General features: G+C 53.7%; 41 protein-coding genes and 1 tRNA gene. 2 read left to right on the top strand and 40 right to left on the bottom strand.

Going from position 1 to position 26,479, the window contains the following annotated elements; translation table 11 throughout:
• Nucleotides 1-11: 11 nt before the first annotated feature.
• The 17 genes from AC1Q5O_RS03845 to AC1Q5O_RS03765 form a co-directional block, all read right to left on the bottom strand.
• The gene (locus tag AC1Q5O_RS03845) at nt 12-455 is read right to left on the bottom strand and encodes a hypothetical protein (RefSeq protein ID WP_218152607.1); all 444 of its coding nucleotides are present in this window, start codon (nt 453-455) and stop codon (nt 12-14) included.
• The gene (locus AC1Q5O_RS03840; protein ID WP_071477270.1) at nt 455-682 is read right to left on the bottom strand and encodes a hypothetical protein; all 228 of its coding nucleotides are present in this window, start codon (nt 680-682) and stop codon (nt 455-457) included. The genes AC1Q5O_RS03845 and AC1Q5O_RS03840 overlap by 1 nt, the downstream gene beginning before the upstream one ends.
• 32 nt (nt 683-714) lie before the next feature.
• Entirely contained in the window at nt 715-891 is a 177-nt protein-coding gene (locus AC1Q5O_RS03835; protein ID WP_177192627.1) for a hypothetical protein, read from the bottom strand.
• An 18-nt stretch (nt 892-909) separates the two neighbouring features.
• Nucleotides 910-1,332, bottom strand: a complete 423-nt coding sequence (locus AC1Q5O_RS03830; protein ID WP_071477271.1) for a DUF4054 domain-containing protein — start codon at nt 1,330-1,332, stop codon at nt 910-912.
• Nucleotides 1,333-1,361: 29 nt separating this feature from the next.
• On the bottom strand, nt 1,362-1,808 hold the full coding sequence (locus AC1Q5O_RS03825; RefSeq protein WP_071477272.1) for a hypothetical protein: 447 nt from the start codon (nt 1,806-1,808) through the stop codon (nt 1,362-1,364).
• 121 nt (nt 1,809-1,929) lie between these two features.
• Nucleotides 1,930-3,027: a hypothetical protein gene (locus tag AC1Q5O_RS03820; RefSeq protein WP_218152608.1), complete on the bottom strand. Its 1,098-nt coding sequence runs from the start codon at nt 3,025-3,027 to the stop codon at nt 1,930-1,932.
• Between the two features lie 63 nt (nt 3,028-3,090).
• Nucleotides 3,091-4,032 (bottom strand): structural cement protein Gp24, encoded by a 942-nt coding sequence (locus AC1Q5O_RS03815; RefSeq protein ID WP_071477273.1) that lies wholly within the window; start codon nt 4,030-4,032, stop codon nt 3,091-3,093.
• Between the two features lie 66 nt (nt 4,033-4,098).
• Entirely contained in the window at nt 4,099-5,853 is a 1,755-nt protein-coding gene (locus AC1Q5O_RS03810; protein WP_492561917.1) for a DUF2213 domain-containing protein, read from the bottom strand.
• Between the two features lie 70 nt (nt 5,854-5,923).
• Complete coding sequence (locus tag AC1Q5O_RS03805) at nt 5,924-6,166, bottom strand: hypothetical protein (protein WP_071477274.1); 243 nt, start codon at nt 6,164-6,166, stop codon at nt 5,924-5,926.
• 17 nt (nt 6,167-6,183) lie between these two features.
• Complete coding sequence (locus tag AC1Q5O_RS03800; protein ID WP_071477349.1) at nt 6,184-6,885, bottom strand: phage head morphogenesis protein; 702 nt, start codon at nt 6,883-6,885, stop codon at nt 6,184-6,186.
• A gap of 40 nt (nt 6,886-6,925) precedes the next feature.
• Nucleotides 6,926-7,093: a hypothetical protein gene (locus tag AC1Q5O_RS03795; RefSeq protein WP_492561916.1), complete on the bottom strand. Its 168-nt coding sequence runs from the start codon at nt 7,091-7,093 to the stop codon at nt 6,926-6,928.
• A 229-nt stretch (nt 7,094-7,322) separates the two neighbouring features.
• Entirely contained in the window at nt 7,323-8,921 is a 1,599-nt protein-coding gene (locus AC1Q5O_RS03790; protein ID WP_071477275.1) for a DUF1073 domain-containing protein, read from the bottom strand.
• A gap of 4 nt (nt 8,922-8,925) precedes the next feature.
• Complete coding sequence (terL, locus tag AC1Q5O_RS03785; RefSeq protein WP_177192628.1) at nt 8,926-10,446, bottom strand: phage terminase large subunit; 1,521 nt, start codon at nt 10,444-10,446, stop codon at nt 8,926-8,928.
• Nucleotides 10,424-10,657 carry a hypothetical protein gene (locus tag AC1Q5O_RS03780; RefSeq protein ID WP_492561915.1) on the bottom strand — a complete coding sequence of 78 codons (234 nt, stop codon included), beginning with the start codon at nt 10,655-10,657 and terminating at the stop codon, nt 10,424-10,426. The genes terL and AC1Q5O_RS03780 overlap by 23 nt, the downstream gene beginning before the upstream one ends.
• A 132-nt stretch (nt 10,658-10,789) precedes the next feature.
• Nucleotides 10,790-11,416, bottom strand: a complete 627-nt coding sequence (locus AC1Q5O_RS03775) for a GIY-YIG nuclease family protein (RefSeq protein WP_071477278.1) — start codon at nt 11,414-11,416, stop codon at nt 10,790-10,792.
• Between the two features lie 266 nt (nt 11,417-11,682).
• Entirely contained in the window at nt 11,683-12,096 is a 414-nt protein-coding gene (locus tag AC1Q5O_RS03770) for a hypothetical protein (protein WP_071477279.1), read from the bottom strand.
• Between the two features lie 3 nt (nt 12,097-12,099).
• On the bottom strand, nt 12,100-12,306 hold the full coding sequence (locus tag AC1Q5O_RS03765) for a hypothetical protein (RefSeq protein ID WP_071477280.1): 207 nt from the start codon (nt 12,304-12,306) through the stop codon (nt 12,100-12,102).
• A 69-nt stretch (nt 12,307-12,375) separates the two neighbouring features.
• Between AC1Q5O_RS03765 and AC1Q5O_RS03760 the strand changes: the two genes are divergently transcribed.
• A complete protein-coding gene (locus tag AC1Q5O_RS03760) occupies nt 12,376-12,852 on the top strand; it encodes a BrnA antitoxin family protein (RefSeq protein WP_071477281.1) in 477 nt (158 codons plus the stop codon).
• Here the strand turns inward: AC1Q5O_RS03760 and AC1Q5O_RS03755 are convergent.
• Both AC1Q5O_RS03755 and AC1Q5O_RS03750 read right to left on the bottom strand, forming a co-directional pair.
• On the bottom strand, nt 12,849-13,217 hold the full coding sequence (locus AC1Q5O_RS03755; protein WP_071477282.1) for a hypothetical protein: 369 nt from the start codon (nt 13,215-13,217) through the stop codon (nt 12,849-12,851). The genes AC1Q5O_RS03760 and AC1Q5O_RS03755 overlap by 4 nt on opposite strands.
• Nucleotides 13,218-13,234: 17 nt before the next feature.
• Nucleotides 13,235-13,483 (bottom strand): hypothetical protein, encoded by a 249-nt coding sequence (locus AC1Q5O_RS03750; protein ID WP_071477283.1) that lies wholly within the window; start codon nt 13,481-13,483, stop codon nt 13,235-13,237.
• Nucleotides 13,484-13,536: 53 nt separating this feature from the next.
• Here AC1Q5O_RS03750 and AC1Q5O_RS03745 point away from each other — a divergent pair, with 53 nt between their 5' ends.
• Entirely contained in the window at nt 13,537-13,761 is a 225-nt protein-coding gene (locus AC1Q5O_RS03745) for a hypothetical protein (RefSeq protein ID WP_071477284.1), read from the top strand.
• A 347-nt stretch (nt 13,762-14,108) separates the two neighbouring features.
• Here the strand turns inward: AC1Q5O_RS03745 and AC1Q5O_RS03740 are convergent, their stop codons facing one another.
• From AC1Q5O_RS03740 to AC1Q5O_RS03640, 21 genes are all read right to left on the bottom strand, one after another.
• Entirely contained in the window at nt 14,109-14,327 is a 219-nt protein-coding gene (locus AC1Q5O_RS03740; RefSeq protein WP_071477286.1) for a hypothetical protein, read from the bottom strand.
• Nucleotides 14,328-14,329: 2 nt separating this feature from the next.
• Nucleotides 14,330-14,533 carry a hypothetical protein gene (locus AC1Q5O_RS03735; RefSeq protein WP_143078472.1) on the bottom strand — a complete coding sequence of 68 codons (204 nt, stop codon included), beginning with the start codon at nt 14,531-14,533 and terminating at the stop codon, nt 14,330-14,332.
• 208 nt (nt 14,534-14,741) lie between these two features.
• Nucleotides 14,742-14,813: transfer RNA gene (locus tag AC1Q5O_RS03730), tRNA-OTHER, on the bottom strand.
• A 637-nt stretch (nt 14,814-15,450) separates the two neighbouring features.
• A complete protein-coding gene (locus AC1Q5O_RS03725) occupies nt 15,451-16,188 on the bottom strand; it encodes a hypothetical protein (protein WP_071477287.1) in 738 nt (245 codons plus the stop codon).
• Nucleotide 16,189: 1 nt separating this feature from the next.
• Nucleotides 16,190-16,642 carry a hypothetical protein gene (locus tag AC1Q5O_RS03720; RefSeq protein WP_071477288.1) on the bottom strand — a complete coding sequence of 151 codons (453 nt, stop codon included), beginning with the start codon at nt 16,640-16,642 and terminating at the stop codon, nt 16,190-16,192.
• Entirely contained in the window at nt 16,639-16,917 is a 279-nt protein-coding gene (locus AC1Q5O_RS03715; RefSeq protein ID WP_071477289.1) for a hypothetical protein, read from the bottom strand. The genes AC1Q5O_RS03720 and AC1Q5O_RS03715 overlap by 4 nt, the downstream gene beginning before the upstream one ends.
• A 117-nt stretch (nt 16,918-17,034) precedes the next feature.
• The gene (locus AC1Q5O_RS03710; RefSeq protein WP_071477290.1) at nt 17,035-17,520 is read right to left on the bottom strand and encodes a hypothetical protein; all 486 of its coding nucleotides are present in this window, start codon (nt 17,518-17,520) and stop codon (nt 17,035-17,037) included.
• Nucleotides 17,517-17,747, bottom strand: coding sequence for a hypothetical protein (locus tag AC1Q5O_RS03705; RefSeq protein ID WP_071477291.1), 231 nt, complete (start codon nt 17,745-17,747; stop codon nt 17,517-17,519). The genes AC1Q5O_RS03710 and AC1Q5O_RS03705 overlap by 4 nt, the downstream gene beginning before the upstream one ends.
• Nucleotides 17,744-18,331, bottom strand: a complete 588-nt coding sequence (locus AC1Q5O_RS03700) for a hypothetical protein (protein ID WP_071477292.1) — start codon at nt 18,329-18,331, stop codon at nt 17,744-17,746. Before AC1Q5O_RS03700 ends, AC1Q5O_RS03705 begins: the two co-directional genes overlap by 4 nt.
• A complete protein-coding gene (locus tag AC1Q5O_RS03695; protein WP_071477293.1) occupies nt 18,328-18,753 on the bottom strand; it encodes a MotA/TolQ/ExbB proton channel family protein in 426 nt (141 codons plus the stop codon). Before AC1Q5O_RS03695 ends, AC1Q5O_RS03700 begins: the two co-directional genes overlap by 4 nt.
• Nucleotides 18,750-19,058, bottom strand: a complete 309-nt coding sequence (locus tag AC1Q5O_RS03690; RefSeq protein ID WP_071477294.1) for a hypothetical protein — start codon at nt 19,056-19,058, stop codon at nt 18,750-18,752. Before AC1Q5O_RS03690 ends, AC1Q5O_RS03695 begins: the two co-directional genes overlap by 4 nt.
• The gene (locus tag AC1Q5O_RS03685; RefSeq protein WP_071477295.1) at nt 19,055-20,512 is read right to left on the bottom strand and encodes a DnaB-like helicase C-terminal domain-containing protein; all 1,458 of its coding nucleotides are present in this window, start codon (nt 20,510-20,512) and stop codon (nt 19,055-19,057) included. Before AC1Q5O_RS03685 ends, AC1Q5O_RS03690 begins: the two co-directional genes overlap by 4 nt.
• A 1-nt stretch (nt 20,513) precedes the next feature.
• Complete coding sequence (locus AC1Q5O_RS03680; protein WP_071477296.1) at nt 20,514-21,866, bottom strand: DNA cytosine methyltransferase; 1,353 nt, start codon at nt 21,864-21,866, stop codon at nt 20,514-20,516.
• Nucleotides 21,863-22,432, bottom strand: a complete 570-nt coding sequence (locus tag AC1Q5O_RS03675; RefSeq protein WP_071477297.1) for a hypothetical protein — start codon at nt 22,430-22,432, stop codon at nt 21,863-21,865. Before AC1Q5O_RS03675 ends, AC1Q5O_RS03680 begins: the two co-directional genes overlap by 4 nt.
• Nucleotides 22,429-22,722 carry a hypothetical protein gene (locus AC1Q5O_RS03670; RefSeq protein ID WP_071477298.1) on the bottom strand — a complete coding sequence of 98 codons (294 nt, stop codon included), beginning with the start codon at nt 22,720-22,722 and terminating at the stop codon, nt 22,429-22,431. The genes AC1Q5O_RS03675 and AC1Q5O_RS03670 overlap by 4 nt, the downstream gene beginning before the upstream one ends.
• Nucleotides 22,719-23,318, bottom strand: coding sequence for a class I SAM-dependent methyltransferase (locus AC1Q5O_RS03665; RefSeq protein WP_492561914.1), 600 nt, complete (start codon nt 23,316-23,318; stop codon nt 22,719-22,721). Before AC1Q5O_RS03665 ends, AC1Q5O_RS03670 begins: the two co-directional genes overlap by 4 nt.
• A gap of 167 nt (nt 23,319-23,485) precedes the next feature.
• A complete protein-coding gene (locus AC1Q5O_RS03660) occupies nt 23,486-24,004 on the bottom strand; it encodes a GcrA family cell cycle regulator (RefSeq protein WP_071477299.1) in 519 nt (172 codons plus the stop codon).
• Nucleotides 24,001-24,609, bottom strand: a complete 609-nt coding sequence (locus AC1Q5O_RS03655) for a hypothetical protein (RefSeq protein ID WP_071477300.1) — start codon at nt 24,607-24,609, stop codon at nt 24,001-24,003. Before AC1Q5O_RS03655 ends, AC1Q5O_RS03660 begins: the two co-directional genes overlap by 4 nt.
• Nucleotides 24,610-25,143, bottom strand: coding sequence for a hypothetical protein (locus AC1Q5O_RS03650; RefSeq protein ID WP_071477301.1), 534 nt, complete (start codon nt 25,141-25,143; stop codon nt 24,610-24,612).
• Between the two features lie 42 nt (nt 25,144-25,185).
• Nucleotides 25,186-25,533 (bottom strand): DUF8820 family protein, encoded by a 348-nt coding sequence (locus tag AC1Q5O_RS03645; protein ID WP_071477302.1) that lies wholly within the window; start codon nt 25,531-25,533, stop codon nt 25,186-25,188.
• Nucleotides 25,534-25,552: 19 nt separating this feature from the next.
• Nucleotides 25,553-26,479: DUF6745 domain-containing protein (locus AC1Q5O_RS03640; RefSeq protein WP_492561913.1), on the bottom strand; the 927-nt coding region annotated here is incomplete at its 5' end.

Here is a 26,479-nt window from a genome sequence, read left to right as displayed (position 1 = left end):
GCCCGTCTCGGTCACTTGACCTCAAAATCAACGCTGTTGATCATCACGCCAGTATCGATGAGCTGTTTGGATGATCCCTTTTTGGCGATAGTTGCCTCTGACAACGGTACACCATTGAAATCAGCAATTGACTGCTGCAACTGCCCTTTGATAGCCGCACCAGTCTGACCCAAGGTCTTCGATGCGTCGTAATCATTGGAAATCAAGAGTTCGCCAACGGCCTCTGGCCATTCGGGGCTTTTGGCCGCGATCATGTTGCGAAAGAACGGTCTGGGCGGGATATTGCGAGCGGGCGCACCGAATTCCTGAATGGCGGCAACCATCGGAATGGAGGTTCCATCTGGATATGTGGCGCCATCAAGCAACCCAATATCTACCGATGAAGCCTGTGTGACCCTCTTGGCAATCTCAGCAAGTGCCGCCTCAAGTTTATTCCCGCCGCTAATCTTGACCATTATTCGGCCGGTGCTGGTTCTTCGGCCTTTGGCTCTTCTGCAGCTGGAGCTTCTGGCGCGGCTTCTATCGCTGGAGCCTCAGCGACCGGCTCAACACCCAGATGCTCAGCAACTGGAGCCAGATCGGCTGCCATAACTGCGGGGGCAGCAAGTGCCACAAGCGCATCGACATATGGAAGCAGCGCGGAAAGGGCCTGCACACGCTTGTCGAGAACATCGATATCCATTGAGATTATCCTTTGGTGGTTGAGACGGGCGCTTAATCAGCCACAGAGGCGTCAGCACTCGATTTCTTCGACTGTGGCTGGGACGCTGCCGCTGCGGTCGCTTTCGCGTCAGTAGAGCCCGCAGCGGCCTCCAGGCGATCAAGCCGGTCCAGCACTTCGGTCATGAAATTACGAAGCTCTTTCGCGAGCATGGAAATTCTATCGTCCATTGTGTGTATTCCTGATTGTTAATAGAAGCAGCGGCCATAGGCCCGTCTTGGGCCGGGAATATAGCGAGCAGTTCTATAGGGTGCTGTGGCTGCCCAGAATGCAGCCCCAAATGGCGTCTGCAGATACCAAGCGCTGTTTGCCGTGGACATGTAATCCGTTGAGACGGACACACTGCCCTCCGTTGCGTCACTGATGCGACCAACAACACCCGATGGCGGCTGTCCATTCACGCCATACATAATCTGGCAGATGTGGGCCACCATGAGATTAAGCAAGGTGGTTTGAATGGCCGCAGTACCGACAGGACCACCACCATCATTGCGGCAATAGAGTTCAGCGATCGGCAACGCGCCGTTGATGACCTGTGTCTGCAATACATTCGGGAACATCGGGTAGATGGCGGCCCAACTGGCATAGTCGAACGTGACCTGAACGCCCATGAGCCGCCCTCCTTATTTGAAGGCCCTGATCAGGCCGGTACTTCAATGTCGAGAAACTTCTGCTCATCCGCGGTCTGAATTTTGCCTTTGAGGCGCTTCGGATCGATCGGCTCCAGGCCGGAGCGTGTATCATTGCGTTCCTTGGAGGCGCCAACCGTATCCTTGCTGTGCGCAAGAATCAGGCCGTTGACCACGGCATCCAGATCAGAATTCTGCTTCAGCCATTCGTCAAAGAAGTTCTTGTCGACATTGTGCGTGAAGGCATAGCTTGAACCGCGAGCAGCCGGGGCAAGACCGGGATCATACTTGTCCAGATAGCCCTTGAGGGTGACCGTTGGCTTGGATGCGTCAGCGATCCATTTGTCAACGGCGCGTGTACCGCCGCCGGGAAGCGGATCCTGCACCTCGATCTTTTTATGAAGACGAAGAACGAGACCATGAGGGAGTTTGCAAGCAACTGTGATAGTTCCGGGCATGTGATGCTCCTTTCGTTGAAAATTCGGCGTCACGTGACAGGCAGGTGCCGTGGAGTGATTGCGGGCCACCTGTCCGTCAAGATGCGCGTCCGCATCGGCCGATTAAGTTGGTTGAGATTTGTTAGACGCCCAGCATCTGGGAGATACCCATTGGCTGGCGGATGATCGCCCCCCAAGTGCCGGCAGTCATCTTCTTCTTCCATGAAGACATTGCGCGGATGATTGGGTGAGCGCGAAGCTTTTCGTTGAATGCGCAGTAACCGGTTGCCTGGCCCTCCATCGCGTCAGCAATGAGCTGAACGACATTGCCTGCAGCCACACCAACCGGATTGGTTGCACTCTGTGCACCATATTGGACGGCCGAGACAATGCGCAGGTTCGGGAAGTTTTTGGCAAGAAGTTCAGAGACATTGACACCGAACGAGTTGGTTGCCGTCAGAGCAAGTTCCGAACCAGGAGAAAGTGCCAGGGTCATCTTGGTCTTCTGATCAACCAAGCCATTAGCCTGCTGACCCTGAAGCTGATACCAAAGCGCCTGGATATCGGCGAAGATTTCATTGGCTGTTGCGACGATCTGACCGTTGTTGACCCATTTCACGCCGCCATAAGCCTTGGAAGCCGGTGTCAGCGGAGCAGAAAGGTTCGGATCATTGAGCAGACCATAGTTCTGCAGGCCCTGAACACCAAAGAAGTAGGTCTGGTTCAGAAAGCGATACAGAACCTGTGTGCCGGCGCCATCGACTTCGCCAACCCAGTTGACGCGACCGAGACCAGCACGCTCGATTTCCAGCTCGCCATATTCCGAAATGGTCTGGAACAGATAGGACTGACGCTGCGGCCAGTTCATGTTGGCGCCGGATTTACCATTCTCATTGTAGTCGCCATAGCTGGAAACTTCGCCAGTGGCTTCGACAACCGGGAACATTGCCGTCTGATCAACCCACGTGCCCTTGCGAACTTCGCCGAGCACTTCTGCGGCCGCTGTTGGCGAAAACAGAATCTTGTAAACTTCCGGGTCAATGAGTGTGGTCAAAAATGCGGGGATGCCGGCGTTCGATGTGGTCGCCAATGCAGGCTGCGCGTCCAGGGCAAGAGAGTTGCGCTTGAACTCTTCGGTAACGTAGGATTTTGCACCAGGCAGATAGATGCCGGCCGCTTCGAACATCGGGCGATGTGCGTTCCAGGCTGCGGCGGCCTGATGATAGTCATGAAATTCCATTGTAATTCTCCTCAGGAGCCGCCGGCGCGAACGCGACCGGCGTTAAGTTGGATTGAAAGGTGATTAGCCCTGCAGATGCGAGCCGATCTTGACGAGTTCACCCGGAAGGCCGGATGTGCGGCAGAACCACTTGGTTTCGACATTGGTTGCCGAAGTGATGGCCGTCGAAGCGACAATGGTATTGTTGTTGACAACGTAGGTGCCAGCGCCGCCAGTCGTACCGGTCAACTGCTGGGTGATGGCCGTGCCAGCCACAACGCCAGTGCCCGACAGGGTATTGCCGACGCCAAACACACCAACAACAGTGCCGCCAACTGTCAGAACACCGTAAGTGCCGCTGATCGTGGTGGATGCGACGGTCTGTTCAGGAATGCTGAGCGAATAGGTACCGATGCCGCCCGGAGTACCGGAAAGCTGGCTGACAACAACAGTACCCGATGCAACACCCGTACCGGAGATTGTCGTGCCGGCGTAAACAGAGCCGGAACCGACAGCCGTAACCGTCAGGACGTTGCCCGCAATGGAGCCGGTCGTGGATGAAGTGGCGGCCGCGACGGAGCTTGCCGAGCCGGATGCACCGGCAGGCGCGCCGGTTGCTGCAAATGTTGCCTTGCCGTCCGCATAGTTGGCATAAGCCTTCATGCCTGGAAGAGCCTGGGCTGCACCGTTGTTTTTCACCCAGAAGTCACCGCCATCAAAGACGGTGATCGGGAAGCCTGCCGGAATCTGCATGGATGCTTCCTGCAGATAGTTCTGGATCAGCGCCTGACCTTCACGGTGAATGAAGCCGGTCACTGGACCGGAGCCGAATGCATTGACAACGGCAGGTGCGCCATCGCCGTCGATGAACGAACTCGTTGCCCAAGCAAAGCGACCGACAATCGCAGAAGTACCCGCCACCAGACCACCAGGTCCGGCAAGCACGACTGCGCGTGGATTGGTGCTGGCGAAATCGCCTTCTACCGCCGGAGCGGGATTATAAACAGCCTGTGTCTGGAATCCCATGTGGGATACTCCTCATAAAAAAGGCCACTCAATGGTGGCCGATGACTGGTGAATGATAAGAAGCGCTTAGAGCGTCTTGACGGGATTAGTTTTTGCGGCCGGGAACATTTCGTGGAACGAATTGACACCCTTGGCATCCATGGCAACGCGCGGCGTGGCCTGAACCTGCGAACCTGGCAGCGGCTGGCTCTTCAGGATTGCCTTGAATGCGGAAGGATGAACACCTTCAATATCAACATTCAGCGATGAGAGAGCCGTTCGGAAGACATCATCGGCGCTATCGTGAGCCATTGCGAGATTGCCGACATAGGGACGAACAAATTCCAGAGCGGCAAAGGTTTCGCGCTGGTTCTTGCGCTCGGCAATCTGCGCTTTTTTCACAGCGATTTGAATGGCGCTGTCCATGGCCTTCTGTGTGATGGTTTCCTTCTTGTCGTCTTCTTCATCTTCGGCCTTTTTATCCGCGTCTTCTTCGGATTCGTCCTCAGCCTTTGCTACCTTGTCGTCCTCGTTGCCATCCATGGCTTCGGCCGCTTCTTCATCGTCCTCGTCTTCCGCCGCATTCTTCGGAAGATCGTCATCGAGGGCCATCAGCTTCTTCACGACTTCATCAATGTTGGCATCCTGAGCAAGGACACCGGTCAGGGCAGTGGTGAGCGCGGCCTGCTTGGCTTTACTCGATGTGTTCTTTGCAGCCATGTCGGCCTCCTTCAAAGGTTCAATTGCTGAATCGCCGATAACAACGTCGGGCCCGGCGCGACCCTCACGTACCAAGGCGACATGATTTCCGCCTATGTCTCGCATTATGCCGTCGAAGGTTTCCCCGTTGACGGTTCCCGATGTCATGTCGGCCCGATATCGGTAGCCACACGACAATTCTTTTTGCTCATCGGTTTCGATTAGTTCGATGGCCTCACCGTCCCAGATGTTGAGCGGGGCCATCAGATAGGGCGCTTTGAACTCAACCGTGTTTCCGACCGATCCAATCACAACTTCACGCGGATGCTCATCAGCGCTAACTGGGGTATGGATAAGCAGTATGGGCTTGCCTGCAAACGATCCGGCGGCCTTCGCAAGCTCTTTTGGATCGCGATAGAGCTTGTAAACACGCTCAGGATCGAGCCCCATCTGAGCCGCATTTGGTATTTCCTTGCCGTAATATGGGCAAATGTTTGCCTTGCTGATTGGCGTCATCTCAACGAAGAGATGTCCATCCTGATCAACACGCCGGATGCTATTGCGGTCCATGGCGATTGAATCCATGGCCTCACCATGTTCTGGCTCGCCTTCTTCCTCACGGGTCCATTTGGCAAAGCCCTGTCGCAGACAATCCCAGTCTTCCGAGCTCATATCGGCGGCGATATCCAGCCGATCGCCAAGCATCTGCTTGAAGCCGGGATGCAATGGTTCCGGTAGTTGGTTCAGCGGTGCCCAGGCATAACCACTGTGTTCATCATTCAGTTTTGGAACAAACTTCTCACCTACCGCCTGCGCATAGGTATGAAATGCCATGCCATTTGGCGTAACGCGGCTGTCCAGCAGCTTTCGCTTGCCATTTGGTACGTCGCCCACTTCCTCATCGGATTCGCGCTGTGCGGTCTGCTCTGGTGTTTCACCATCTTCGGCTACACCACCGGGCAAAGCCCAATGGCCCGCATAGTTCTCTTCGCTTGAGGACCGGCGCAGCACCAGAACATCACCATCCGGCGCTACATAAAGTGTGCCGCATGCATGCCCATTGGTGGCATCTGCCGCGATAAATTCCTCGCCGACATCTTTTGGAATGCCCAGACGCGATTTTCCCTCAGCGGCGGCATACATGGCCCGCTTCTGCTTCTCTGATACGGCTGGCATCTAAAACCCCAAGAAAAAGCCGCACATTGCGGTGAAATCAATTGTCGTTGTGATTATCGCGGTGATTGAACAGCCCACCCTCGCGGCCCCCGGTGGCATCCTCAAAGCTCAAGCGGTCATCGCCCTTAAGTGCTTTTTCAACGGATGCTATTTGGTCGGAAACCGATGTTCCTGGGACGATGTTCCCAACATTGGTAAAGGCCTGCCAGATCATTCCGGACGTGCGTGGTCCATGACGCGCAATCAATTCATGCGCGAAGTCTTGCAGATGAGAATGCATGGATTACTCCGGTTGATTTAGCTAAAGCCTTTGATGAGCGGTCGCCCAACACATCGGCAATGGATCAATTCTCCGGGTTGGATGTGCTCACCAACATCTGGATCAAGCCAACCTTCAGATATCTTGTAACGAGTCTTCTCTCGACCCGCCTTGAGGTGTGATGGCCTTGGTTCCCGCCCTCCACCTGAATGGGCCCATACAGCTTCATCCAAGCCAAGCTCTACATATCGTGCGCGGGTCATTGCCGCCGTCGCCTTGGCGTTTTGATCTTGGCTGATTAGGGCGGCACGGCGCTTCGTTATGCCCAATCGTTCCTGCAGGTCTTTCGATACTTGACCAAGATCACGGCCCGTTTGAACACCTCGCATGACAATACCCTCCACCTGAGACAGGTATTGCTCAGGGATGGATTTGATTAGCGATACATTGGCATTCACGGTGGCGTCGAGAACATCACGCATGGCTGGCGTCATCTTGAACTCTACAGTCCAGCCACCATCCTTCATGATCCTCTTGAGTGATGCGGCGGTGCGACGTTCAACAGACTGGGCGAAATACCCGGCCATTTTGCTCGCCATTTCGTCAAAGCGCTTCGTCCAGCGCAATGACAGGTCTTTCATGGACTTTCGCAGCGCTTCGGCCGGGGTCTCGTCCTGAGCGATCCTTGGGGTGTTCTGGCGATAGGTTGCCTCGATCCAGTATTGAACCGATTTGGCCATCTCATCGATCAGGACATTCAGGCGACGACGATAATCAGCTTCAATCCCGGCGTTCGGGTGTGTCGGACGGAGTGTCTTTTCCCTCGTCCTGCTTTTTCGCTGGATCGTCGGCAACATCGTTCTCCGGGGTTTCAAGACTGTCCCGGATATCACCCATTGCCTTGGTATTCTTGGCGTTGATGATATCCCATAGATCCAGTTTGATCATGATGCCATGATTTCGCGACGGAGTTGCACCCTGTGCCCATGCTCGCAACGAAACCTATCAGCTGCGATCCAAATGTCTTTTTCATTTTCCGCAGACGGATTTGATCGATAGGTATCTGTGGCTACTGAAAATGCCTTAGACAGAGTCAAAGCGCGTCGCATGTTTGGACAATCCGTAGTGAAGCCACTGCGAACGAGCGCCTTAATTGTTTGCGGTGTCGCCATGGTCATCACGCTGCCGTTGCCTTTCCGAAGAGATGATCCCCTACCGTATCATCCGATTTGCCCTTTTCGGCAAGTCCATTCATGAGATGACCACCCTTCGGCGCCAGCCCATGTTCTTCCTCATCAAGAAGGTCGGGTACGTCATCGACATCGATAAAGGCATATTTTGACCCCGGCTCATCTGCGATCCGCTTGCGGGTTTCCTCAGGAGAAATAGCGCCAGTATCAACTAGGATCTGATCTGTTTCCGCCTCGATCTTATCGACCTCAGCTTCGGACTTTTCATCGAGAGACCACAGCGGCACAAATTCGAAGTCAATGGTCTTGTCTACCTTCCCCCAAAGGGAGATCATAATCAGACCAAGCAATCTGCGAAGCTGATCCCGATAAAGATGTTCCTGGTACGCGCCGATGTAGTCGTAGAAACTGCGCATGACCCCTTCGGAGTCCGCATTCAGCCCTGCCGGCTGTATTCCCAGCAATTTCACAGTAGGGATATGGCTAACAGCTGCCATGTGCTCCTGTGACTGGGCCTGCAATTGGTCCAAGCCGCCAAGGGGCGCGGAGACGTTGGCGAATGTCTCGCTGTCCTTATTGATCATCATCAGTCCGCGGTTATCCCGCAGATTGTTGAAGAGTTCAGCGCGAGCAAAAAGCTGCTGCCCGTCAGCTTGAACGATTGTTTCCATGTCTGTTCCCAGAACAAACACAGAAAAGGCCGAAATGATGTCGTTGACGCTCTGGCGGGTCTGCAGCCAGTTATCAACATATGGTTTGGCCATCTGCGAAATCGATAGGCCGCCGAATGAATAGGTCGGCTTCAGCAGGTCCGGCACTTCGCGTCCGATGAAGGTCAGAAGCCGTGATGAATGTACCGTCTTGGCCTGTACGAACCAACTATCAGGACGATACCAATTGTCCTTTAGCGGATCATTCGAATTGTAACTGGTCGGATAGCACCATACCGCTTCAACAGTTCGCAGTGCCTTGATCGGCTTTTTCTTCATCTTGGCAACGCTGAGTTTATCCCAACCGTTGCCGATGGATTTATTCAACTCTTCTGGATCGTCGGTATCACCCGTATCAATGTAGATGTGTCCACGCCCAAAGAAACCATCCTGCTCGGTGGCCCGGCAGAACAGATCACGCACGTTCAGCCGCTTAAACTCGGCCTCAAGCTCCTTGATGCGCTCTGATTTGTCCTCGCCCTCATCTGCACTTGATGTGAACTGGATCCATTTGCGGGTCATTTCCGAAGCAATGGTTTCAGACATCACCCGATATTCTGGCCGCTGGGCAAGTTCCGACAAGTAGGCATAGCCGAGAAAGGTAATACCCTCGGTCATGTACCCAGCAGATGCAAAGCTATTCGCCCAGCTCTGGACACCATCAATGGCGTTATCCATAGCCATACCACCAGCGGGGCCAACCCCATCCGGATGCTTAGCAATAGTAAAGACCTGCGTTGGCGCGATGTTGGGCTTGATGTTGGAATTAGTAACGACGCCTTCACCAATTTTCATTGGACGCTTGGCCGGAGCGGCTTGTGTAGCAGGAGCCTCAACAGCAACCTTGCCTTTCCACCATTTCGACCAGAACGCCATTGTATTACCTTCTATATGGTTGCCCCGCTCTACGGAGAACTTCATCGCTGATGACCATGGGGCGCTTGACGTTCATCAATTGCCCGAAAGCACCAGATGAAGCGTCGACCTGATCCTTGAATGACCCGCCTGGGAACAGGCAGAGTTCATCGAGATAGTCGTCGTTCCAGCTACCTTCGAGGAGATAGACGTTCCCGGCCTCACATTGACTGGAGAAGGGCTCGGCCCTTGTGATCTTGTCGCCGGTTTCAGGTTCAGCCGATACTTTCCAGCCTGCCAGCATGGACACCATGTCCTGGGCTTGGACTTTGCCCGCCTGTCCTGGGTCTTGCGGAAGGCTAATCCGAACTTCCTTGCCATCCGTTTCAGCAACGGCGCGAATAAGGGATCGAACCCGATTACCCTCTTCCTGTGTCTTTACGGTGTGACCGACGATAAAGCGTCCGTCTGGAGCGCGGCCAATCTTTACACCCGCTGTACGGGCTGCTGTGACCTTCTTTGTCGCAGCCAAATCCCAGTGACGTACCCAAACGGTGCCTTCCGGCGCCATGTTGAGTATCTTGCCCTCGAACCACTGGCGCTTGAACAGGCCGCCTTCTCGCGGTGTCGGACGCTGCTGGTATTGGCCGGCGTAGGCATAGGAGCCCATATCCCGTTTCAGTTTTTCAACTTCGTCGCGAGGAAAGCGGACCGGATCGAGCAATTCGCCATCGTCTGACCTGGGATCAATAAAGCCGATTGGCGTCGAGCACCGTCGTTCCGGCTCAAACTCCATCGGTAGCATGACGTGGATGTATTCCATCCCGAGTTTCTTGATCACACCCGACACATCTTCGTCGTGCAACCGCTGCATGATGACAACAATTGCCGATACAGCCTGATCATTCAATCGGTTCTGCGCACCTTCACGGAAACGGCGTGTCGTGCCTGCCCTATCAACTTGGCTTTCCGCCGTTTCGGTCGAATGCGGATCGTCGATGATAAGTCGGTCGCCACGTTGTGACGTCAGAGACCCGAATGGGACGCCCTCACGCGTTCCAGTCGACGTATTCGAGAATGACATTTCGCCGGTACGATTCAGTTTAACTTCCGGCCAGAGCGACTGATACCAGTCTGACATGATCAGATCGCGGCATTTACGCGTATCGCGTTTGACCGGCGTCTCGTTGAAAGCCGTAGTCAGGTAACGCATCGACCGCAGACCGATCGACCATTCCCATGCCTGCCACATCACAGAGACGAGCAGAGACTTGGATGAACCGGGCGGGACGTTAATCAGCAGCCGGTTGGATAAACCCATGGCGAGGAATGTGCCGTGGGTAATGGCCTCCAAATGGCTACAGATTGCATCAATATGCCAGCCGTGAATATAGGGCTGTGTCGGCTCCAGCACATGCCAAGCCTCTCGCACAAACCCAGATAAGGTCTTACAGCGCGCCCGAATGCGTTCAGCGTCTTTAGATACCCGCTCCCGTTCAGCTTCGGCTTCTCTCCGCGCCCGTTCAGCCCTGATCGCTCTCATCATCGTCGCCGGATCCACTGGCAAGCGGACCGAAGAGAGCTTCGAGGCGTTCGAGGTCATCAATACTCACATTTGTAAGGTCGACCGTCTGGATGGGACCACCCTTTGGGCCAGAATGCTGAATCGCTGCAAGCTTAGGATGCATATATGGTGCCGCATCTTTTGCCAACGCCGCTGCTTGGTCCCACTCTTCGGCATCGACATGCACGTTCATAGCCTTCAGGATGACTTCCAGCGGCGTCAAACCGTGAGCGGTAGCTTGGTCAGCAATTGCGCGAGTTCGCTTTGTAGCGGCCCCTGCTTTACGCCCAGCGCCTATTCTCCTGCCACCACGCGCCACGTTTGATTACCTTTGATTGATTTCAAAAACAGACGCGCCAAATTTTTCCGCGATTGTCGCAATGATAGACGCCCGCGTTTCCTGCATCTCGTCTAGCAATTTATCATAGAAAGCTTCACCGCATAGTTCTGGTGGCAAGTCCTTACGTTTCGCTGCATAAGACAGCCACTCTGCCTTGGGTCGCACGGTCCGAATAAGGTCATCCAGTCGCTGCAGTGAAATTAAATCGGCATTTCGGATGCCAGATCCACTGTTGAGCAAATGGCTTTTCCCAATTGATCGGATTAGTTTGCGTTCCAATTCATATGCTTGATGCTCATTCAATCCGATGAAAATAGTATAAGCCTGCGGTACTACTCCTGCCTGCATCAACTTGGATAGTCCCTGGTATTTCTTTAAACCGCTGATCCTTCCAGCCCTCACGTCTCTGACGTGCTGGAACATGCGATTGTTCTTGCCTTTTCCGACATAAACAATCTCATCGGTATCGGGACGCACTAAGATGTAAACGTAGTAGCCGCTCGATGGGGGCACTGGCATCAGTTGAATATCAGCATCATGAGCGGCGAACCATGCATTACCCAATTCGGTGTATGCGCGGGCGAACGCCTCTTGCTTTCCGGTTAGTGACACTGCGATATCCTACTTCTGCCTTGACTGTGGCGGCGGAGCGCATGGATTGTGCACCTGTGGTACATCACCGGCATTGTCGCGATATTCCCAAACAAATTGGAGATACTCACTTTGGCCATATCTGACCCACCTCCAATCTCCGCGGCGCACAACATATTCTAGCCAACAGATGGTATTGTCATCTGTACGCACGGGATACCAGGCGAACCACTCATGCCATCCAGCACGTCGCAAATCGCGACCTACGAGGCTCTCAGAGGAGAATTTCATATACTGAATGCCCTCTCACCAACCGGGTTAGCCTGTTCGGTTGACGCCGGCTGATCAATTACAGGATCAATCCGTGCGTTGAGCGCAGCAAAGTCGGCATCGGACATGTGTGTTGCGTCGATCACAACGCTAATCTTTATCGGTTGTGCGGCGTTCACGGCCTCGTCAATCGCAGAGACAACTGGAGCTGCGACCCTTACTTCTGCCCACTGATATTCATCAGGTCTGCTTTCGACATCAATGGCAGGCGCGACAACATTAACGGTCGCTATCTCTTTCGCATGTGCGATCTCGGTATTCAGCACCTGGTCGAACTTTTCGACAATGGCCTTAAACTGGGCGACGCTCATTGTTTCCCGGAGCATCAGCTCCACGCCATCGAGATAACAATCGAACTGTTCGCGGTTCATGTTTTATCCTTGATTGAGCGGATGACGTACAAAGCCAATGGGCGCACGATCTTCCATCCGGTACAATTTCACGCCATCTGCATTCAGTAGGCCCGTATCGACCGGAGCGTTTTCCTGCTCAACGATTGTGCGGGGGATAAAATCTTGTGCTCGTGCTTCCCACTCATCATTCGCATTAGGAACCGGCTTGCCGATGGCGATGTATTTCATCTTTGGCCCTTATTGCATTTTCGTAAGCGAACAATTATTATTGTAAGCGAACAATTCGAAAGGTCTGTTATGGCAATTGCATTTAAGAATGCGACAATTCCACCGATTGCGACGGCAGAGACGACTGATCAACCCGTTGAAGCCTCAGTCAGCAATGTGAAGCGCGGCAGGGGCAGACCACATTCCGGGAAGTCACCCGTCACCATTCGCCTCGATGCGGATGTGATTGCGAAATTCAAAGAAGGCGGCGAAGGCTGGCAGGCCAAGCTGAATGGGGCGCTGCGAGAAGCCATCACTCCAAATGGAGGACTAGAACAGCAGGCCATAGAAGCGCGACGCATCTTCAAAACAATTCAGGCCGCATTGCCTGACGATTGTAAGGCATCTCATGTGAGCCCCTATGGACTAGGCGCCCCGATATACCGTGTGGAGATACCCCGTGATCTTGAGACAGAGCAGAAATTGAAGGCTGAGCGCGCTTTAGCTGATATCAAAGAGACAAATGCATTCTTTATTGACTGGGTAGTCGTACCTAGAAAACCCTAGACCTTCTTGGCCAGCGCTACGATTTCATCCCAGATCGGAATGTCGTGGCCATAGAAATCGAGGAGCTTCTTGACCTCGAATAGTTTGGCATCAACCTCAGCTTCGATCTGTGCCACAGCGCTGGCCACTTCAGCTTTTGCCTCATCAAGTGCCGACTGAACGGCGGAAGTATCTACGGCAAGCGTAATTGTGGTCGGGGCAACCGATGCTGATGCAGGCGCATCTGGGGCTGGATCAGCCACAACCGACACGACAGGCGCCGGCACAACTTCTGCAGCCGGAATGCTTGAATTCGAAACGTTATCCATTTCGGCTTTTCCTTTTGAGAACAGGCTTTTCAGCCATGTCCATAGCTTGGTGAACATTGGGATGCCTTCAGGTTTCAACAGGTCCACGTGGCTGGAGCAACAAACGGCGAATCCTTACTGGTATTGGGTCCGAACCAAACTCTATCAAATGGCGGATATCTGTTCGGCTCATTGATCGGTAGCGGCTTGGGCTTGTATTCAATTGCAACGGCAACGTTCGCCAGCTTTTCCTTGATGACGACATATTGCTTGGCGCTTGGAACGCCGTCCACGAAAGAGGCCTCATAGCCTTCCAGAAAGGCCTTGAATTCATTTAGCGTCATGGTGCTATCCAAAATGGTTGTGATAGGGTTCCAGCAGATACTGGAGGTAAGCGATGCCCGGACGAAAGAAAGAACCCAACCGCTTAATGCAGTCAGATATCGTCAAATTCAGCGACGATCCCCTGTTGGGGGCGCTCGTCCTTCAAACCGCGAACGGCACTATTGATATGGCAATCAATCGGCTGGGAGCGGCTGAATTGCGCGACGAGCTAAACCTTTTCTTGGATGGAAAAAGTCTGACACTCGCTGAACTGGAGCTAAAGAACCAATCATCCTAAGTGGCCAAGCGATTTGCTCATCACTCAGCCCCCACATGCATGACCAATCCTTTGAACTGATCATAGAAGTCAGCGCCCTCACTTGGGCAGCAGGATAGATACAACTTCATTCCGTCGATCTGCCATGCGAACATAAGCCGATCCGGGCCCGATGCTGTGATGTGCGGTACTGGAAACCGCAGCAGTTCGAACATATCAACTATCCGAAGCGCGGCGTCTCTAACGTCTGGCTCGATGTACCCGTCTTCATCACTCGGCTGATCAGCGGACCATTCAATGGCCTCCCTCACCTGGATGTATGCGCCAGATGAAGTTGCCCGAACCAATTCCATTTAATGAATGCCCGCTTAGCGTCCGTTGCCGCCAACGACATCAATTCCGATAAGATCATAGACGCCTTTGACAACGTCATCCTTGGTCAGCTTGGCATACTGCATGTGAATGTCGGCGATCAGATCCAGCATGTCATCTTCACATGTCAGGCGAGCGTATTCGCTACAAGCCTTCACAACCGCGTCGTGGGCATGATCAACGGACCTGTCGAGATAGTCCTTACTTGACGACATGTTCAATCGTCCCTTGCAAGTTCGGCCATGACCTTGGGGTATCTGGCTATAACTGCTTTTGTGAATTCGGTATAAAATGCGGGATCTCCGTGATTTTCTGGACCACGATATTCGAGAATGGCGGACTTCTGCTCTTCAGTTAATCCCGACCAAAATCCCTTCATGATGACTTCTCTTTCAAGTGAAAAGTACCAATCCTGCGACATGAATTAATCCCCACTGAATGGAGAGGATGGATTGAAGGTTTGCTGGCGGCTTTTAGGGACCGCGACCTACTGCCCGGCTTCGACGTGCCTCTGGGATTCAGTATGACTACCAGCAAATAATATTCTGGTGGACGAGATTCCCCATCCCTTAGCCACGAGGCTATCCGAATTAAGAGGGAACACTGAGAACCCCTCAACGGACCAGAATTGGAGCGGATGACCGGAATCGAACCGATCTTCACAGCTTGGAAGGCTGTTGCATCTCCTTGATGACACCCGCGAAATTGATTGGGGCTGGTATTCGTCAGGTCTTCAGGCTTGGCTACTGGCCAGTTTCGCATCCCCAAGGCATCTAGGCGTCTTCACTCTTTTGAGCACTTCCACTCTGCCACTACGGTTGCGAGAATCTAACACGCGGCCTCGGTCGCAACACTGTACCGCCGCGTGGATATTAGGACGGAACGGCCGTGCACAGCCTCTACAGCATCCAGGTTCCCAAGGTTTACCTGACCTCGCCATAGTAGCGAACCATGGCCGTATATCTATGCTGCCGTCCTAATAAGTAACCCGACTGGGTGCGCTTCTACGAGAGGCGTGTCGGGTCTTGTTTTGAATTGGATGGGCTGCCTTCGCCGATATTTAGGCTACGTGGGGCTTCCATGCCCTCGGAACCTCGGCAGCGCAGTTGTCCTCACCTCTTGCGAGCCATCCAAATTGAAATCTTACCCTAGTCGGCCCTATTGGGAGCGTTCCTCACGAGGATTTCCAAACGCAATTAACCAACTGATTGTAGACCAAGCCATACGAATGTTTCAGCCTTCGCGTTCCATCGGGCTTCGCTTGGTATTGAATAGCCAATGACCCCGCTTTTGTGATCAACAACATCGTTTCCGCGAGGCCATCAGTGGCTGTCTGTATTACGCTGCACATTGCCTGAGCTTTTCCTCACGCTGACGGCGCTGTTCCTTGCGGCCCTCATAATACGAGAAGTCCTGCAGCTTTTCATCAAAAGCGAGAGGCTTTGCATCTTCAGCCATCCAGTGTGTCGGCTGCTTTGCTTCGTAGTCATGATCCGCGATTGTATCTGCAATATGCCCGATTTCAGTGTCAGGTTGCAAGGTGCCCAAAGTGGCATTATCGTTATGCTGCAATGGCTTACACCGTAAAGCGAATGAAATTTCGAGCAAAGCGCGCTTTTTGCAGTCTATTCCGTACACCCGATGCACATGTTCGACATCACGACACCACTTTGAAAATGACCGGCCCCCGGCCTTTGAAGATGCCCACGCCCAAAGACAACGGCGATCCCGCTCACGTTTAACCATCTTGATCAGGTCCATGCAACGCTCCCATTGAGTGACGTCCTGCGGCTTGAGCTTGTCGGTTTTACCGTCCCAGAAATCACGGCTATCCTGGTCGAGGCGCCCTTGATCCCCCATCTCCAATTGATCTCCAGCTTCGCGCTTGCGACGGATCATTGTGCTTAGCGGATCATCCTTGCGGTGCGGTGCAGGCCAACTGTTCATATCAGCCTGATCATGCACAAAAGCCAGTGATTGCGATCTCAGTTTTGCGGGACGTTCACCTGCCGGTGGCATCTTCCGCTCGATCTCGGCCGCAACAATGAAAAGTTCTGCGATTTCTGCGTCAGTCATTTTAACCTCGCCTATCATCTAACAAGTCAGGTTGCTGTGAAAGTGGTCCGAATTTCCGTTTCAATCTCTCATACATCATTCCGGCAAGGGCATGGCGCTTGGACACAACACCCTCCAAATCGAGACACCAGAACTGCAAGACACCAAGAGGCATTGAATCAAAGAATGAGTACCAAGCCTCAACGTTGTTGTTGATGATCTCGGGAAAGTTCTTCTCAGCAGCAGTCACCAGATCGTTCACTGCCCACATAACCGTCTCATCAAGGCACACGCGGTTGTTTGCAGTATCTGCCAGCGTTCCAAGAACAAAACGCGCCCTTGCCTCTCCATGGCGTCTTATGATGCGTTCTATGGTATTCGGTGCGCGCGTCTGCCCTCCTTTAGGAGCAACATTCGCCGGCACAACCGTGATGTTGAATTCCTGACAGATCTCAATAGCGCGCACAGTATTCATTCAGTACGCGCCCCATTGGTTGCCGACCTATGAAGGAACGCGGCTAACTCAAGGGCTTTCTCTTTCGTGAGAATAATATCGGCTTCTACAAGCCTCTCTCGGCCAAACACGTATTTTACGGCTACGCTGAGCCGAGTGAGAAAACTAGGGTTTTGACCACCAACGAATGATGCGGTGATCTCATCACCCCATTTATCGTCCGGCCAGAAATCGAAATCGATGAAATGCAACGGGTGGTGGCATTCACACCGGACATGAAGATATCTTTCACTCACTATGGATATCCTTCCATTGCGGGAGTTGGCTTTGCAGATTTGATTTGTGAGGCTCGGGACATACCCACCAGCCAATTGCACTGATGATCTTGAATAGGCGCCAGCGAAGAGTGTCCATCATCCTGCATCCTTATCTGGCACACCCGTAGGTGGCAGTTGATAGAAAATGAAATCTCCATCGTCACCGACGCCCGCAACCTTGGCTTTACCGGGTTTTGCACCCTTCTTCGGTGTTCCCGATACGGGAATGCCCCGGCCCTTGGCGGCCTGCGCTTGAGCGAACTGTTTTTTGTTCTGCTCGTAATTATCGGTGATGGCGTAGAGCCTTGGCACAGACGCACCAGGCTCAACGATCAGCGCATAGACCGTGTGAATCTTGTCATCCGCATAGGCAAATACCAGTCTGAAATCTGCAGGGATGCGGGCGGCAATCGAGTAGCCCAGCAGTGATCCGCCATACTGATAGACTGCAAATGGCCACGCAAATGCGAGCGGAATAAACACGGCCAGATAGAGGCGGTAGCGTGGATCGACCCGCAGGACCAATAGCCACAGCGCGAGCGATGACGTGAGAACACCGGAGAGGATGGTGAGGGTAATCATGGTTCAACTTCCCTCCCATCGAAGTGGCGCTCTATCCATTCAAGCTCTATCGGTCGCCACACCTGCCACCAATGGACGCGGCGCTTTCTGGGCTTCCAGTTCCCATCCTTGTAGGCTTCCTCGTAGAGCGAGATCAGGGACGGCCCTAAATCAGGGCTCAGGACTTCTCGTTCGTAGTACTTTCCCCGGAAGGTACGATCCACTTTAGTGATGGTAAGCTGCATCATTTCGCGGCTCCTATGAGTTGAACCGGCGACACATAGACAGAGTCCACACGCCCATCCTGAGTGATGGTGAAGTTGACGAAAGTCTGTTCCTGTCCCTGCTCGGTGAATTCCTTTGTAGCCTGTGTCACATTGGAGAATGGATTGAGCTTGGTGACTCTGATGGTCACATGGTCAACAAATTCAGGCGCGCTATTCTTACGGTACTGGTGGGCATTGACGACGTATTCACCCGGAACGATCGCCCGAAGTGTTACGGTTTCCTGCCGAGATTTGGATTCTATGGTTGAGCCATCAGCCTGTATGACCGTGTTGTTGCGGCCCATGTTGTCCTGATCATAGGTCATATAGCCGTTGCGGGTCTTACCGAAGAAAACAATCTCACCGGTCGGTCCACGGACATACAAGTCCATATCGTCCGCGCTGCCGTCATCCCATGTCATCTGGATTGAGAATTCAGCCTTCGTGGGGATACCGACCTCTTCGGCTTTCTTTGGCTTGCCAGCCTCCATAACAACGATGGTTGCTAGGAGAGCGAACACAACACCCATGGCAAGGTCAAAGAATGGCGTTGGGAGTGCCTTCATGGCTCCCGCACTCCCAAAATCTTGAGCTGCGTCCGCAGAAATAGAGCCGCGAAAATACCTGTAATGGAGCAAAGGAATTTGGTGCTCACACCCTCAAGCAAGTGCTGCCGCCACTCACCGGCGGCGTCCATATCGCGCAATGCCTGAAAGGCCAGCACCAGACCGATAAAAGTCCCGGCGATTCCAACTCTTTCGAAGACATCGCAGAGATACCAAAAGGCACTTCCAGATGCATAACGTGGTCGATATAGTTCATATCCAACCGCTGCTGTTGCCAATAAATAGGCCGCTAGGATGGTCAGTCCGAGATAGGTCACGTCTTGGGTCCACAGCGCCACGATAAACCCCATCAGCGCCGCAACGCCAACGACGGTTAGAGTGAGGCATACGAATATAAGCCACTGCAATGTCATGCGGGTCATACTTCAAACTCCTCGTTTTGATCTGCCGAAACATTGATGGGCTTAAACAGCGCTTCCGCCGCATTGCGATGTTGGCTGGATACCCGTTCACCTGCCCGGAGCATTACCGGTTGTTCCGTCTCATAAAGTGCCCGCCAAGCGGCACATTCGGCTTCCGCTTTTGATGGAAACACTTCCGGCGAGCTGGTCCTGCGGCCATCTGATCCAACCTTCTTCACCTCGTAATACTCAGCCTTCCAGACCAGACGGTATTCACCGATCCAGCCGAAACCCTTGTCAATCGCACGTGCATCTGAGCGGTTCATTCGAAAAATCCTTCAAAGGATTCTGGCATGTCGGCCGTACTGGATGTGAATGAGGTGTATTCAGCCTCGAAGTTGATCTGCTGACTTTGACCAGGCTCGCCTCTTCGGCGCTTGTGGTTGATGATCCAAGCTTTTCCGCGTGATGTTTCATAATCACGGATCATCTTGTCTCGCTTGGTCTCCACACCATCGCGGGCTCGTTCTGGCGGACAGATTGGGATAAGCTCTTTGTAGAGTGGCTCCGGCCGATAGAGCGAAACCCAGATGTCAAGGTTTTGCTTCACGCTGCCACCACCGTATGCGTCACCCATCATTGGGCGAATTGATCCACCAGTACGCCACCGCGCTTTCCAATCGTCATTTCTTTGGATGAGGGTAACAACCGCAACATCGAGCGATTTCCCGATGCCCTTGAGCCCACGATAAAGAGCATTGATGCGCTCGGCGAAAATATCTTTTGGATTGGGTAGAGCGATCATTTTAGCATGGTCGATGACAACCACGTCGAGCCCGACTGATTTCTTCATCGCCTCCATTTTGATGCGGATGTCGGATAGTGAGCAATCAGCAAATCCAACGATATCAAACGGGATATCGACAGATTTCATCATCTCAGCTTCGATGCGGTCCTTCTCCCGTGAATCCAGATTGAATGCGTCAAGGCGATCGAGACTGATCCGGCTGGCTTGAGCCGCGGCCTGAAGAGCCGCTTCCTCGTCTGTGATCTCGATAGAGAAAAATGCCGACCGGAACCCTGCCAATGCGGCATGTCTGCATTGTTGGAGAGCGAATGAGGTTTTGCCGCCGCCCGAGTCCGACATGACACCGATGTGATTGCCGCGCCTGATATCCCCTGCCACACGGGTAATCTCCGGGAGAAACCATGGAATGAGCGATGTGGTTGACAGAGAAGCCTTAGCAACGCGATCAATGGCTTTGGGGAGCAATACCCCGTACTTGAGTGAACCGGCGCGCTCGTTGCCTTCCTGTGCGATCTTCGTGAGAATATCCGCAGTGGACGATATTATCTTCTCGGGCGTCATATCGACTGGCATATTTCTCGCCAAGCCGTCTAGGTCATGCGCAGCGGTGATCAGCATCCGGCGTGACCAGATTTCAATGATCGCGCGTCCAAAATCATATACACCCACAGTATTCACGGCATTCGCCGCCAAGCTGGCCATGTACTCATTTACGCTCATGTCACCAATCATCAGATCGGTTGGCAAGTAACCCTTCATGGTAACGGGATTGGCTGCCCTGCCCTCGGCAATCATCTTGCCAGCAGTGTCGTAAATGGCTTGATGCAACTCTTCGGTGAAATGCTGGGGCTTGAGAAAACCGGCAACGCGCCAATATGTTTCATTCGAGATCAGAATGGATCCAAGCAATGCCTGTTCGGCTTCCATCGCGTCGGGTAGTGCGGGTCGGATGTTAGCTGCCTGATAATTCATACTATTCCCCCATCATCCGAACAAGGCGAGCTGCGCCGGCGGAGCCTCTTGTGGCGAGGCGAGTTGAGAGAGTGCGGAACGCATACGCTGATTCCAGCGGGACAACTCCGTTGCCGAGCATGCGAAGTCTGTCCACGCGAGCAACGTCCAACCTTGAGGCCAGCCCATTAGCCACTCGACGAAAAGCGGGTTCAAGCTCCGGCGCTCTTTCGAGGACGTTTCGCCAACTTGTAAGATCGTTGGGTCCGGGTGGGAAAAGGCCTGTCCCGTTAACGTGAGTGTCTTCTTCGTTTGTTGCGGGTTTGCGTACTGCCACTGTCCCACTTCGTTCGATCGAGGTGTCGCCCATTGATCTGACAGTGCAAACGCCTGCCCCTTCAGCAATGGTTCGTCCGATCTCATTCCCGACCGAGCCATCCTGCCGCCTGTCGTGTCTGCTACCGATGGAGTTGACCATTGGGAGGCTTGCGCTGGCAGAGGCACCCCTCCCGCTCCGAAACTCTGATTGGGACCGCCCTTCTCCCCGTCCGACGCGCGAGGTGTACTCCATACATCCGAACTCTTGGAATTCACTGTAGATGTCGAGGGCTGATCGTCGATCGACCAAACTTGCTCCGTCGCGTAATCCAGCCGATCCCCGCGCATCTTGCCGTCCGATCGTTCCATCGTCGGGCCGCTCCCCTTCCAATCGTTCGCTGTTGGCGTCGGCCAGGCCGACGGATGAAACTTCTGTACGGCCGTTTGAAGGTTGTCTCCGCCGTCCCTGCCGTTCGATCCTGGCCCCGTCACCATATTGGCCGTCGGCGTTGGCCTGGCCAACGTTTCGGTCTGAGACTGCGAGGATGAAGAGGCGCTCTCTCTCATGAGACGCGCCGACTTCTGACGCCGTGAACAATCCTCCCTCAACCGCAAAGCCCAATCGGTGAAGGTCTCGTCTGACCCGCTCAGCGCCGCCCGATGAGAGCATTCCTCGAACGTTTTCAATGAGGACGAACCAGACACCAGACTGGACGATGATGCGACGTGCCGTTGACCAGAGATCGCGCTCGTCTTCTTCGGCAAGCCGTTTTCCGGCAAGACTATGCGGCTGGCACGGGATGCCGCCAATGAGGCCGTCCACTGCGCCACGCCATTGGCGGCCGTTAAATGTTCTGGCATCGCTCCATATAGGCGCTGAAGCCAAGAGGCACGCCTCCATAGCTGATACCAATTGCGCGACCGCGAAGGCTTCCCTCTCGACCATGCAGACAGTTCGAGCGCCTTGAACTGCCAGTTCGAGGCCGAGATCGAGACCAGCTCCACCGGTGCAGATGGAGAGAATGTTGAGACTGTCGGAACGAAGAGCCACATTCATGCCGCCCTCATCTTCATCATCTTCACGACATCGAGCCCAGACCCGGCAAAGGCGATTCCCACCGCTTCACCTTGATCGTCGTTGGTCACTTTGATTTTCAATTGGGTGCAGCGATCACGCGCTGCTTTCTTCCAGTCCTTTCGCTCCCATCCCTTATGAGTGCCGAAGCCAAGGAAGGCTTTGCGCCAACTCACAGAAGCGATTGTCTCGAATGGGATGTTGTATGCCCCAATGATCGCCGAAGCTGCTCCGACGAGCTGATTCGAGGATATAACCGCATTGATGCCGGAGCCCTTGGCTTCGACGGTCTGTTCCTCACCCATGAACTTCACAGTGCGCTTTCCGCCAATCGGCTGGGCGCGCATCGGCCGCTCAATGAGAACGAAATCTGGACGGTCAGACTTGATGAGTTTGACCAATGCCTTGCCGAGAAAAGCTGACTTGTCCTCGAACTCCTCACCCTCGCATTGGATGTGTCCGACACGAATGGCGGACAGGGAAGCTTTGTCATCGTAGTAGGCCCAGCCGGTGCGGGAAGCGATATCTAAACCGAGGATCACAGTCATCGCCCGTAACCCTCCGGCTGAACCGAATAGAGTTCCGCACCATCTTCTGACCGGACAATCTTCAATCCCTTGCGGGCAAGACTGATGTTGGCGCGGATAATCGCATTGTGAAATTCAGCACCGAACGGATCGACCTTCATGCTCTCAAACCCGCATTTGAAGATGATGCGATCACGCGCAAACCAGCCGCCCCGTTTGGATTTCAGGAAGTCGATCAGGCCATTGCGCAGTTTAAGCTGGCGCTCTGTGAGTGGATGAGAATCCGGGTGATTTCGGGCGAGGTTCTTCATTCTGCAGCCTCCCACGACAAACGATGAAGTTCAGTTGGGCCGACATATCCGCGCTGCCAGACAAACCAAGCGAAAGCCATGGTGCTGGTGGTTTTGTTACCTTCCCAGCCGTCGCGATGCATCATCGGAAGTCGATTGCGGAATACGTGAACGCGGGCGAGTGGAGCATTATCAATGATTGATCGGCGCTTCTCGCTTTCCAGAAAATTCAAACGCATGAGCATCGCGACGTAAGGCACCATATCAAGGGCGCGCTCTACGAATTCCAATGCGTTCTTAAACGGGGGGTTGGTGACGATACCTTGCTGTCCGGTTGCATAGCTTTCAGCCAAGCCGGGAATAAGAAAATCCACACCAAAAGCATCCTGATCTGGGCTATCGTAATCAACCAGATCGGTCGCAAGGACGTCGAAATCTGCTGACCGAAGTTCTCGAACGATTGATCCCGGTCCGCATGCAGGCTCCCAAAGACGCAATGGGAGTGTTTCAACACGCATCAGGGCGTGTACGGCCTCTGGCGGCGTCTCATACAAATCGTTCTTGCGATTAGCGAGAAGATCCCGTGTATTGCCGGCGGTTGTCGCGAGGATTGACATCTATCGGCACCTCGCGACCTGAACAGGGTTTACGGCGCGTGGAAGTGCGTCGGCGGGCTCGACATGACACTGAACGAAGGCCAGCAGAAGCACTGCGACCGCAATCAGTGAGTACATGAAGACATAAGTGCCTGTGTCGGATTGGTTGTTGTCATTGTCTGGAGGGGTCATGCCACCCTCCTCGCAATATGCTCAGCCTTGGCTTTTGCCCGAAGCGTTTCAGTGCGCGGTTGGAAGACAAGTTTGCGATGATGCGGGCACCAGGATTGACCTTCGTCTGTTTCTTTGCCGCAGAAGCGATATTCCCCGCCCTGCGCTGGACTATCGACCTCATATCGGCACTGTCTGACACCGCATTCGTGGATTAGAAGACGAAGGCAATCAGCCTCATATTCCTTGGTCGTGATTGCTGGCTTGGGTGCTTCAAACAATGGATCGAGCGCACGATTGGCTTTCTTGACAGCCAGATTTGTTGAATTGAATGTGTGCTTGGTGATTTTGCCGACGAGCGCTGCCGAAGTCTTGGACGTCGTTTTCATGTTCAGCCGGAACATCTTGCCAAGAACGGCGCTTCGGGTTGTGCCAAGCTCACGAGCGATGACTGAACCGGACTGACCGTCGAGCACCATCGTCTTCATGCGCGCTACCGCTTCATCGGTCCATTGGAAGGGATTGTGCATGTTCATAGCGCCTCCACAATTGCCTGAGAGGGTTTTGTGGCCCTGCGAATGGTCTCGACAGCGAAGCCGAGTTTCTTGGCGATCTGATCAGTGGTCATACCGTTTCGATGCAGTCGTTGAGCCTCTACGGGATCAAAACGACGCCGCGGGACACACCGAACTCCGCGCTTGCGAAGAGCTGACAAAATGGATGTGTGATCTTTATCGAATTCGCGAGCGATCTGCGGAAGGGTGAGTTCTGGTCGCCGAATATGCGTTTCCAGAATGGCGTCATATTTCACCTCAACGAGGTGCCTGAGACGACAGTCACCCTTGAGTGCTTTTACCGAAAGTCCATTCTCACGGGCATGATATTCCTGAATGGCTGCAACACTGGGATTCGAACTGCGATAGTCAGCCATAAGCAGCCAAGTATTCAGGCGTTCGCGCTCCTCCTTATCATCTTCTTCTTGTATTTTGGTCTCAACAATTTTCTTCACTTCCTGATAGGTAGGAAGCTGTACAACTTCATTGTCCAACCGGCGTTCGCGCTCCTTTGCGCGCTGCAAGGCGACTGCCCGCTGATAGGCCGGCGATGCCTCAAGAACTTGTCCGTATCTGAGTTGGGCCATTTACGCAGCCTCCTCATCGGAAAAGTCTGGATCGCCGTCATCATTGTCTGCCGCGGCATTTCGCTTCTCCATGACGATCTTGAGAGATTCCCGAGCAATTTCCTGCTCTTTGGACCATTCCTCAGCCCATGCACGTCCCATCGGACTGTGCTCGTCATATGGGTTGGAGCCAATACCGGTTGCGCCTGCGGCCTTACCCTGACGCCGTGCAAGGTCTTCTCCGGGCTCACGTTCGAAATTCCCGAACATGTCAGGCTGAAAATCAACGGGAAGAGCAAACCAGGATGCGATCTCGGCCTGCTGTTTGAGAGTATCAATGATTATCTGGCCATCTTCGATGTCTGCACAACGGAACATGAAATCGATATCTGCCAGCTTGATCTTCTCAGCCTTGGCCAGCTTCCGCCGCTTGTTGTATTCCTTGCGGGCTTCCTCAAGCTTTTCTTTCGCCTCACCGATGTTCCGGTAATGGTCCATCATAAGCGCTTTGCGCTGTTCCGGTGTAAGCTCCGAATTATGTCCGACTTCGGCCATGCTAATTCTCCTTTCCATTGATCGATTCAGCCGATTGGTGGGTCAGTCGGCGACGCGCCGGGCCTGTTCGGAAAATGGGTCAAACTCCCGGCTCACGCGGAACTCATAAATGCCGGGTTCAAGATTGTAGCCGCCGTGCGGGTTGGCAGCGTCCTGCACAAATTCTTCAGGGTTTTCGAGGATTGCGAAAAACACCTGCATGCCCTCCGGAACGTTGTCGATACGCTCCATGACATCGCCGCCTGTGACACAGTGATGATGGCCGCTTTCGCTGTGTGAGATCACAAAACCTTTTGCGATGCGGTCTACATTCTTTGTCTGCATGGCTTCTGGAAGAGCATCGATCTTGATAATGCGTACTTCGCCCTGCTGGCCAATTACCTGTTTCATTTCAATTTCCTTTCAAGGATTAAGTTCTGCGGGTTGGATGCATGTATTCGGATTGCGGGTCACCGATGCGCCAAGCCTGTGCAGCCAAGGCCGTTTCAATTGGCAGGCCATCAATGTCGGAAACCTTTGGAACGCCTTCGAATATCGTCCCGTTTCTCGGGCATTTTGCCTGAAGGTATCGACCCGTCTCGGGGAATCCTGGGAGTGTCACCTCTACCAGAGCCCCCATGTCGCTTGTCGGGTCGCCGTCAATAATGCGAGGCTTGAGTGCTGGGATCATGCGAGCGCCAAGAATCTGCATTCCCGCTGCACGTTGTTCCACATTCTCTGCCTTCAATACTTCGACCGGGTCTAGATTCTTACGATCCTCGATCCAATGCGACGGAACCTTGACGCCATGCCAAAAATACAAAGCCCAGCCGTCGCGCCATCTGTGGGATGGTCCTGTTTCACAATGTGGCCGGTTCTGATCGTCAACGCGCAAAACTTCAGGAAAATCTGACACAAGGCAGAATTCCTCATGCATCACGCGGAAGCCGCCATGGATCGCTGCTTGTTCCCAATGCGCATAGGCCTCGTGGCTGCTTAATTCCAAACCAAGGATGTCGCGGCACGATGTGAGATAGCAATCGTATCCGGCCCACATATTGCCGCCTTGGTACGCACCGTACCAACGCTTTGAACATTCAATGCCGAGCTGTCCGGCCAAGTCATGACAAGCGACCGCTTCACGTTTTTCTACATCATCGGTTGCTGCATCGGTTGCTGCATCGGTTGCTGCACGGGTTGCTGCACCGGTTGCTGCATAGGTTGCTGCATCGGTTGCTGCATCGGTTGCTGCATCGGTTGCTGCATAGGTTGCTGCATAGGTTGCTGCATAGGTTGCTGCATCGGTTGCTGCATCGGTTGCTGCATCGGTTGCTGCATAGGTTGCTGCATAGGTTGT

The sequence above is a fragment of the Phyllobacterium sp. MT110 genome (assembly GCF_058792715.1).
The sequence above is the reverse complement of the archived record's forward strand: the minus strand, read 5'-3'. Positions and strand labels throughout refer to the sequence as shown.